Here is an 8,866-nt window from a genome sequence, read left to right as displayed (position 1 = left end):
GCCCGGCCCGGGTGGGCCGGGCCGCGACACCGGTCGGGTCACCGCCGGGTCAGGGGAGCGCCCTGAGGAACGGGCCGTGGCTGAGCCGGAACTCCCAGGAGTAGTAACGGTCCCAGTTGATCGACCAGGTCATGAGGCCGCGGAAGTTGGGGTTGGTCCCGCTGCGCGGGGTGTACGCGCCGCAGTTNCGTTGCCGGCGCTGGTGGAGGAGGGCGCACCGAACGCGACCTGGTCCTCGCGCAGCGCGGGGAAGACCGCGTTGGCGTTGCCGGCGACGGGGAAGCCGGCCAGCAGCATGTCCGTCATCGCGATGTGGAAGTCGGCGCCGCCCATGGTGTGGTACTGGCCGTCGAGCCCGACGATGGGGCCGGAGTTGTAGTCCTGGACGTGCAGGACGGTGAGGATGTCCCGGAGCGCGTGGATCACCGGCAGGTACGACCCGGCTCTGGGGTCCTGGCCGCCCCAGGGGCCTGAGCCGTAGAACTGGTAGCCGAGCTGCACGAAGAACGTCTCCGGCGCCATGGTGAGCACGAAGCCGGCGCCGTAGCGCTGCTTGAGGGTGCGGATCGCGGAGATCAGGTTCACCACCACCGGGGTGGTGGGGTTGCGGAAGTCGGTGTCGCCGGTGTTGAGGTAGAGGGAGTGGCCCTCGAAGTCGATGTCCAGGCCGTTGAGGCCGTACCGGTCGATGATCGCCGACACGGAGCGGACGAACGCGTCCCGGGCGGCGGTGGTGGTGAGTTGCACCTGCCCGTTCTGACCGCCGATGGACAGCAGCACCTTCTTGCCCTGTTGCTGCTTGGCCCGGATGGCCGCGATGAACTGGGCCTCGGTCTCCACGTTGGGGCACTCGGCGACCGGGCAGAGTTGGAAGCGGATGTCGCCGGAGGTGACGGAGGTGGGTTCGCCGAAGGCGAGGTTGATGATGTCCCAGTCGGCGGGCACGTCGGCCATCCGCAGGTACCCGGCGCCGTTGGCGAAGCTGGCGTGCAGGTAGCCGATCAGGGCGTGTTTCGGCAGCCCGGTGTTCGGCGGGCTGGTGGGCGGCGCGGTCGTCGGCGGCGCGGTCGTCGGCGGCGGTGTGGTGGGCGGCGGTGTGGTGGGCGGCGGTGTCGTGGTCGGTGGCGGCGTGGTGGGTGGCCTGGTGGTGGGCGGTGTTGTGGTGGGTGGTGCCGTGGTGGGTGACACGCCACCGCCGCAGGACGCGCCGTTGAGCGTGCAGTCGGCGGGCAGGCCGGAGCCGGTGGCCAGGAAGCCGAACGACGCCGACGCGCCGGGTGCCAGGGTGCCGTTCCAGGAGCGGTTGGTGAAGGTGTGCCGCTGCCCGGCGCTGCTGACCGTGGCGTCCCAGTACGAGCCGAGGGTGGTGCCCGCCGGCAGGGTGAAGGCGACCTGCCAGCCGGTGATCGTGCTCGAACCGCCGTTGGTGATGGTGTAGCGGCCCTCCCAGCCGGTGCCCCAGTCGGAGGTCTTGGTGAACGCGGCCGTCGGGCCGGCGGCCAGGGCCGGATCGGCGAGGGTCAGGGCCGCCGCGGCGGCGGAGACCAGGGCCGCCAGGGCAGCCAGGAACGGTGTTCGGAATCTGCGCGCCATCCGGTCCTCCCGAGGGGTGCCCGGCCGAGGGATATCGACGGGAGGCTAATTATTAGGTTTGTTAACTGAAGTTGTCCAGGGCNGGCTCGCCCGAGCCGACACACCGGTCACCGTGATTCGACGTGCTTCCTGGTCGCGGGCCCGATCCGGTGGGAGCGGTACCAGTGGGGCGACGGTCCACATCGTCCGATCGCTACACTCCCGGACAGTGTCCGGAACCGCCCACCGCACCCGGTGCGCTGATTGAGACTCGGATGGAGATGCCAGTGACCCGCGACAAGGCCGCACCCCCCGGAATCGACCTCACCGTTCCCAGCGTGGCCCGGGTCTACGACTACTTCCTGGGTGGCAAGGACAACTTCGAGGTCGACCGGAAGGTCGCCGAGCACGCCCTGCGGATCACTCCGGACGGGCCGGCCGCCGGCCAGGCGAACCGGGCCTTCCTGCGTCGGGTGATCCGTTTCCTCGTCACCGAGGCCGGGATCGACCAGTTCCTCGACATCGGCTCCGGACTGCCCACGCAGGGCAACGTGCACGAGGTCGCCACCGAGCACAACCCGGGCGCCCGGGTGGTGTACGTGGACAACGACCCGATCGTCCTGACCCACGGACGGGCCCTGCTCGCCGCGGAGGGCACCGCGACGGTGATCCAGGCCGACATCCGGCGACCGCAGGAGATCCTCGACGATCCGGACGCCCGCCGGTTCCTCGACTTCGACCGGCCGATCGGGTTGCTGCTCTTCGCGATCCTGCACCACCTCGGCGACGACGAGCAGCCGGGAGCGGTGTCGGCGGAGTTGATCGACGCGCTGCCGTCGGGCAGTTACGTGGCGATCTCGCACTTCCGCGATCCGGGTGAGCGCGACCCGGAAGGCTCCCGCAAGGCCCGCGAGGTCGAGCGGGTCTTCAACGAGTCACTGGGCACCGGCCGCTGGCGCACCGACGAGGAGATCCTCTCCTTCGCCGACGGGCTGACGGTGTTGGAGCCCGGGCTGGTGCCGCTGGCCGAGTGGCGTCCGGACCCGGGCACGCCCGCGCCGAAGCAGACCGACACCTACCACACCTTCGTCGGACTGCTCGCCCGCAAACCGTAGGACTCAGCGGCCGTCCGGGACGGGCTGTCTCACTGTCCGACCGAACGGTAGCGGAGGTGTACGACGCCGTTGCGGAATCGGCGCTCGTCGAGGAGTTCGAGGCCGGTGCGCAGCCCGGCCGGCAGCCCTGGCTTGCCGCCGCCGACGACGATCGGCAGGACGAACAACTGGTACTCGTCGACCAGCCCGGCCCTGGCGGCCTGCGCCGCGAGGTTCGCGCCGCCCACCACGAGGTCGGAGCTGGCGGTGGCCTTCAGGTGGTCCACCGCGACGGGGTCGAAGACACGTTCGAGGCGGGTGTCGGCAGTGGACACCGTGGCGAGCGTCGTGGAGTAGACGACCTTGCCCGCCGCCTGCCAGGTGCGGGCGAAGTCGGCGGCAAGGTCGGACTGCGCGGCCAGGGCGGGGTCGGTTTCCCAGAGCGCCATCGACTCGTACAGGCGTCGCCCGTAGAGGAACGTGCCGACGGGCCGGATGAGGTCGGTGGTGAACGCGAAGACCTCGTCGTCCGGTGGGAGCCAGGCGAAGACGCCGCGTTCGTCCTCGATGTAGCCGTCGAGCGACACGTTCGTCACGTAGATCAGCTTTGCCATGCCCCTACCTCTCGATGATCGGCGGCAACCGCCTGGATGCGTATCAGCCTGGCGTCCAGCTTGGTGAACGCCTGGCGCCATCCCTCCTCGCTGGGGCGCGCCAGATGTTCGGGAAGCCACTGGCGGATGTCCAGACGCGTCCGTCCGTCGGCCTCGTCGTGGAACTCGATGCGGAGTCTCGTCTCGAACGGCTCGATGCCGTCCGGTAGCCGGCCACGGACGTGCATGACGCCGTCGAGCAGCCGGCCGTCGGCGACGTCGGTGAGGTCGACGTGAATGTGCACGCGAAGGCCGGGCCGGGCCGGGTCGACCTCCGTCCAGCGTTGAAAGCCGCCGGGGCGTACGTCGAACTCGATCTCGTCGCGCGGCAGTGAGGTGCCGGTCGGGCCCCACCACGCCGCCAGGTGCTCGGGGTCGGTGAAGGCTCGGTACACGAGTTCCCGCGGCGCGTCGAACACCCGGGAGATGACGAGCTGCGGCACGTTCGTCCTCATGCGAGCCCCCTGGGGTCGTCAACCGTCCGGTCCGGTGCCGGCCCGGCGGTCCGCATCGCGGCGAGGTGGGCGTCGAGGCGGGTGAGGGACGAGTCCCAGAACCGCCGGTAACGCTCGATCCAGTCGGCTGCCTCCCGCAGCGGGGCGGCTTCGAGGTGGCTCGCCCGCCACTTGCCCGACCGTGACCGCGAGATGAGCGCGGCGCGCTGGAGCACCTTGAGGTGCCGTGACACCGCCGGCATCGAGATGGACAGGGGAGCGGTGAGCTCGGTGACCGTGGCGTCGCGTTCGGCCAACTCGGCGATGATCGCCCGACGGGTCGGATCGGCGAGCGCCGAGAACACGGCGCTGAGCTGATCGGTGCCAGCCATCGGGGGCTCCCTTCACTTAACCGCTAGGTTAAGTGAAGGCCGGAGCGTGTGGGTCAGAAAACGAAGTGAGCCAGGTCACAGGTGGCCCGGAAACCTCGGCGTCGGGGTGGTCGTCTTGCTGATCGTGAGACGAAGCCTGGACGCGGCCGACGAGGAGGAACTCGTGCGCCGCACCGCCGCCGGGGACCGGCGCGCCTTCGACGAGCTGTACCGGCGTACGTCGCCGTGGCTGCTCGTCCGACTGCGCCGCCGGTGCGCGGACGACGATGTGGTGGCCGACGTGATGCAGGAGACCTACCTGGCGGTGTGGCGGGCCGCCGGCGGCTTCGCCGGGTCGACCGCCTCCGGCAGCGCGGTCGGTTGGCTCTGGACCATCGCGGCGCACCGCCTCGTCGACGCGTTCCGCCGGCGGGCCCGGCAGCGCCAACCGCCGGCGGTGCCGCTCACCGAGACGGTCGCGTCCGCCGCCGAGGACGAGGTGATGGCCGCACGCGTCGGCCAGGAACTGGAGCAGGCCCTGCTCGCGCTGCCGACGGAGGCACGGCAGGTGCTGCGCGCGATGGTGCTCGACGGGCTGTCCGTACGCGAGACGTCCCTGCTGCTGGGCGTGCCGGAGAACACCGTGAAGTCCCGGGCCCGGCGGGCCCGCATCGCCCTGCGGGAGGCGCTCTCATGACCACCCATCCGAGCGCCGCGGTGATCGCCCGCTACGCCGATCCTCGGGCGAGCCTCGACGAGGTCACCATGTGGTCGGTCGAGGTGCACCTGGAGGGGTGCGCGCACTGCCGCGCGGTGCTGGTCGGCCGCGTACCGGACGACACCCGGGTTTTGCTCGACCGGGTCGCCGCCGGGGTGGACCGGGCCGTCGCCGCCGGGCCGGTCCCGGCCCCACGCCGGCGCTGGTCGCCGGTCCGCAACCGCTGGTTCGTCTGGCGTCTGCTGCCGTGGCTGACCATGACCGTGGCGGTGCTCGGCTGTGCGGTCCTGCTCGAGGCCGCGGCGCCGCACCTGCCGTCGCTGGTGACCCTGCTGGCGCCGATCGCGCCGCTGCCCGGGGTGGCGTTCGCCTGGAGCCGTCGCCACGACCCGGCCTGGGAACTCGTCGCCGGCACGCCGGCGGCCGGGCTCGCGATGCTGCTGCGGCGCACGGCCGCGGTGCTGGCCGTCGTCGTGCCGGTGCTCGCCCTGGGCAGTACGCGGACCGGGGCGTCGCTGGCGATGACGCTGTTGCCGTGCCTGGCCTTCACCGCCGCCGCCATCACGCTCGGCGCCTTCGTCGGCGTGCGCGTCGCCGCGATCGGGCTCGGCGTGGCCTGGGCGCTGGCCGTCGTGCTGCCGGCCGTGCTCACCGCCCGGCTGCCGGCCGTGCTGGAGCCGGGCGGAGCCGTCGCGTGGGCGCTGCTCACGCTGGCGCTGGCCGGTCTGGCCGGGCTCCGCGCCGCCGACTTCCGCCGGCTGACCAGCCACCACTGAAACGGAGAAGAACCATGATGCGTACGGTGAGCGCGGCCGAGACGGCCGCCACCACCCACCCCTGGGCCGTGCACGCGGAGGGCCTACGGGTCCGTGCCGGCCGGCACGTCGCCGTCGACGGGCTCGACCTGGCCCTCGGCACCGGCGTGCACGGTCTGCTCGGCCCGAACGGGGCCGGCAAGACCACGCTGATGCGGGCCGTGGCCACCGTGGTCAAACCGGCCGGCGGGCGGCTGACCCTGCTCGGCGAGCAGGTCGGCGACCGGGCCGACCTGCGGCGGGTGCGGCGCGGGCTGGGTTACCTGCCGCAGCAGTTCGGGTTCTACCCGCGCTTCACCGTCCGCGAGTTCGTCGAGTACATGGCGTGGCTCAAGGAGATGCCGAAGGCCACGATCCCGGGTGCCGTCCAGCGGGCGGTCGACCGGGTCGGCCTCACCGCCAAGGCGGACGCGCGGATGAAGACGCTGTCCGGGGGCATGCTGCGCCGGGCGGGCATCGCGCAGGCGATCGTCAACGACCCGGCGGTGCTGCTGCTCGACGAGCCGACCGTCGGCCTCGACCCCGAGCAGCGCCTCGAGTTCCGGGAGCTGCTGCGCGACGTCGGCGTCGACAGTTGCGTCCTGGTCTCCACCCACCTGGTCGAGGACGTGGTCGCCGCCTGCACCGATGTCGTCCTGATGAATGACGGCCGGCTCGTGTACCAGGGCGTGCCGGACGACCTGGCCGCGCAGGGCGGTGCGGGCGACGCCGGGGACAGCCCGGCCGAGCGGGGCTACTCCGCGCTGCTGCGTCGGCACCGGGCGGAGGCGGGCCGATGAGCCGCATCCTCGCCCTCGAACTGCGCCGCTCCGCCGCGATCGGCGCCGGCGGGATCCTGGCCGTCGTCGGCACCCTGCTGCTGTACTTCGCCGAGGGCATCGGTTTCGCCACCGGCTGGATGCAGCTCGCCATGACCCAACGGCTCTACCTGGCGCTGCTGTGGCCGCTGGCGCTGGCCGCCGGCGCCTGGCAGGCCCGCCGCGAGCACCGGTCCGACGTCGAGGAACTGTTCGCCAGCACGCCCCGTCCCCGTCCGCTGCGGACGGCGCCGACGCTCGGCGCGCTCGCGATCGGGGTGGTGTCCGGCTACCTGGCGATGGCGGTCGCCGGCGGCGTCTGGATCGTCGACACCGCCGGGTACCTGCCGGCAGCGGTCTTCACCGTCGCGGCCGTGGGCGCCCTCGCGCTGATCGCCGCCGCGTGGCTCGGCCTGGCGGTCGGCCGCCTGCTGCCGTCGCCGGTCACCGCGCCGGCGCTGGCCGTGGCCGGGCTGGCGTTGCTGCTGCTCCTACCCGCCATGACCCGGCCCCGGGGATGGCTGGCCCTGGTGTTCTCCCCGATCTACGAGATGAACATGCCCGACGCGTACGCGACCGTGCCGGGCCGGGTCAGCGCCGCCCAGGCCGTCTGGCTGGCCGCGCTCGCGGTCGCCGCCGTGCTGCTGTTCGCGTTCCGCAGCCGTCGGGTCGGGGTGGCGGCGCTGGTCCCGCTGGCGGCCGGGGCGGCCCTCGCGATCACGGTCGTGCCGCACCGGGACCGGGTCGTCACCGACGCGGTCGACCCGGTGGCGCAGGAACTGGTGTGCGCCGACGACGGGCCGCGGGTGTGCGTCAGCCGGGTCCACGCCGGGCTGTTGGCCGAGGTGGTCGCACCGGCGCGGGAGGGCCTGGCGATGCTGGCGAGGCTGCCCGCCGCGCCGACCCGGGTGCACGAGGACACCAGCACCTACCCGGACCGTCACGCGCCGTGGGCGGCCGACGTGGTCCTGCTCCCCGTCGAGGCGGGCACGGACGGCCGGTTGGACCGGGCGGACACCGTGGCGGCCGACGTCGTGGCCGCGGCGTTCGACGGGCCGCCCGGGTGCGAGAACCGGATCGGCTACGTGGACCGGCTGGCCGCCGCCGCGTACCTGACCGGGCGTGACCCGGTGGGCGGCGAGTTCGTCGATCCGGCCGAGGTGGCCGCGGCCCGGCAGCTCGGCGCCACCCTGCGCGGCCTGCCCGCCGGGGAGGCGGAGTCCCGGTTGGCGGCCCTGCATCGGGCCGCGGTGACCTGCTCGGCCGTGGACGGACTGCTCACCGGGAGCGCGCGGTGAGGTGGCTGACGCTCTACCTGCGCTCCCGGTACGCCCCGGTCGCGCTGGCCGCGGCCGGGGCCTGGGCGGTCCTGATGTGGTCGCTGTGGTCGATCTTCTCCGACACCCCTACCGCCGACGTGCCGATGGTGGTCCTGACCGTGCTGCTGATGGTCGCCACCCTGACCGTCACCCTCGGTGGACCCGACGACGTCCTGGACCGGACGGCCGCCCGGGCCTGGCTGCCGCGCCGGGCGACACACCTGCTCGCGGCGCTCCTGGTCGTCGTGGTGCCGCTGGCCGTCACGCTGGCGACCGGCGCGCGGTTCGGGCCCGCCTGGCTGGTGGTCCGCGACGCGGCCGGGCTGCTCGGACTGACCGCGCTGGGCGCCGCGACCATCGGCGTCGCCCGCGCCTGGTGCGCGCCGCTGGGCTGGACCCTGGCCGCGATCCTGTTCGTCCGGCCGGAGCCGCTCGCCGGAGCGGTCCTGACCTGGCCGGCGCAGCCGCCGGGAAGCGCCGCCGCAGCCGTCACGGCCACGCTCCTCNGGGCCCCCGCCGAAGCGGGGCAGCACTGACGGACGGGTGGTTCAGGCTCGGCGGATCGCGGCGGCGAGGATGTCGAGGTTCGCGTCGTGGTGGCGTTCGTCGGTGAGGTCGAGGGGCTGCCGGATTCTCGCGTAGGGCGGCAGGTCGACCGGCTCGACCAGGACGGGGATGAAGCGTCTGCCCCCGTCGTGGGTGCGTTGCAGGATGGCGGCGTAGTCGTCGCGCATCTCCGGCTGGGTCATCGTGGTGGTGCTGAACAACAGGATGCCGGTGCGGGTGGTGTCGAGCGCGTGTTCCTTCTCGATGGTCTTGATCAGGCCGAGGTCGATCCATCTGGTGAGGAAGACGCGTAGGCCCCGGGCCCGCAGGTGGCGGGCGACATGTTCGGCGAGTGCCTCGTCGGCCGGGGCGTGGGACAGGAACGCGTCGTAGGGTCGGTTCGCCGTCGGTGGGACGGTGGTGGGACCGCCGCTGCCCCGGCGGCGGGTCCTGCCGCGGACGGCGACGTAGGCGAACCACGCTCCGGCGACACCGGCGAGGGTGCCGATCGTGGCGACGACGAGCCCGGCAGCGTCCATGACACGTA

At 72.9% G+C, this 8,866-nt stretch carries 9 protein-coding genes and 1 pseudogene; 5 read left to right on the top strand and 5 right to left on the bottom strand.

Annotation, left to right across the window (positions count from 1 at the left end; genetic code table 11):
* Nucleotides 1–49: 49 nt before the first annotated feature.
* A pseudogene (locus B1205_RS15540) lies at nt 50–1,593 on the bottom strand (chitinase).
* Nucleotides 1,594–1,847: 254 nt separating this feature from the next.
* Here B1205_RS15540 and B1205_RS15535 point away from each other — a divergent pair.
* A complete protein-coding gene (locus B1205_RS15535) occupies nt 1,848–2,687 on the top strand; it encodes an SAM-dependent methyltransferase (protein ID WP_254909971.1) in 840 nt (279 codons plus the stop codon).
* A gap of 29 nt (nt 2,688–2,716) precedes the next feature.
* On the opposite strand, the gene B1205_RS15530 is transcribed toward B1205_RS15535, so the two are convergent.
* The 3 genes from B1205_RS15530 to B1205_RS15520 are packed head-to-tail and all read right to left on the bottom strand — an operon-like array spanning nt 2,717 to nt 4,145.
* Nucleotides 2,717–3,280 (bottom strand): dihydrofolate reductase family protein, encoded by a 564-nt coding sequence (locus tag B1205_RS15530; protein WP_089156268.1) that lies wholly within the window; start codon nt 3,278–3,280, stop codon nt 2,717–2,719.
* The gene (locus B1205_RS15525; RefSeq protein ID WP_089156267.1) at nt 3,268–3,774 is read right to left on the bottom strand and encodes an SRPBCC family protein; all 507 of its coding nucleotides are present in this window, start codon (nt 3,772–3,774) and stop codon (nt 3,268–3,270) included. The genes B1205_RS15530 and B1205_RS15525 overlap by 13 nt, the downstream gene beginning before the upstream one ends.
* Nucleotides 3,771–4,145, bottom strand: coding sequence for an ArsR/SmtB family transcription factor (locus tag B1205_RS15520; protein WP_089156266.1), 375 nt, complete (start codon nt 4,143–4,145; stop codon nt 3,771–3,773). The genes B1205_RS15525 and B1205_RS15520 overlap by 4 nt, the downstream gene beginning before the upstream one ends.
* A 124-nt stretch (nt 4,146–4,269) precedes the next feature.
* Here B1205_RS15520 and B1205_RS15515 point away from each other — a divergent pair, with 124 nt between their 5' ends.
* The 4 genes from B1205_RS15515 to B1205_RS15500 are packed head-to-tail and all read left to right on the top strand — an operon-like array spanning nt 4,270 to nt 7,752.
* The gene (locus B1205_RS15515; RefSeq protein ID WP_176308638.1) at nt 4,270–4,821 is read left to right on the top strand and encodes an RNA polymerase sigma factor; all 552 of its coding nucleotides are present in this window, start codon (nt 4,270–4,272) and stop codon (nt 4,819–4,821) included.
* The gene (locus B1205_RS15510; protein ID WP_089156265.1) at nt 4,818–5,618 is read left to right on the top strand and encodes a hypothetical protein; all 801 of its coding nucleotides are present in this window, start codon (nt 4,818–4,820) and stop codon (nt 5,616–5,618) included. Before B1205_RS15515 ends, B1205_RS15510 begins: the two co-directional genes overlap by 4 nt.
* 17 nt (nt 5,619–5,635) lie before the next feature.
* On the top strand, nt 5,636–6,436 hold the full coding sequence (locus B1205_RS15505) for an ABC transporter ATP-binding protein (RefSeq protein ID WP_089156399.1): 801 nt from the start codon (nt 5,636–5,638) through the stop codon (nt 6,434–6,436).
* Nucleotides 6,433–7,752, top strand: coding sequence for a hypothetical protein (locus B1205_RS15500; protein ID WP_089156264.1), 1,320 nt, complete (start codon nt 6,433–6,435; stop codon nt 7,750–7,752). The genes B1205_RS15505 and B1205_RS15500 overlap by 4 nt, the downstream gene beginning before the upstream one ends.
* Nucleotides 7,753–8,321: 569 nt before the next feature.
* Here the strand turns inward: B1205_RS15500 and B1205_RS15490 are convergent.
* Nucleotides 8,322–8,858: a toll/interleukin-1 receptor domain-containing protein gene (locus tag B1205_RS15490; RefSeq protein WP_089156262.1), complete on the bottom strand. Its 537-nt coding sequence runs from the start codon at nt 8,856–8,858 to the stop codon at nt 8,322–8,324.
* Between the last annotated feature and the right edge of the window lie 8 nt (nt 8,859–8,866).

This window comes from Micromonospora sp. NBS 11-29, from assembly GCF_002140155.1.
Classification (GTDB): Bacteria; Actinomycetota; Actinomycetes; order Mycobacteriales; family Micromonosporaceae; genus Micromonospora.
The sequence above is the reverse complement of the archived record's forward strand: the minus strand, read 5'-3'. Positions and strand labels throughout refer to the sequence as shown.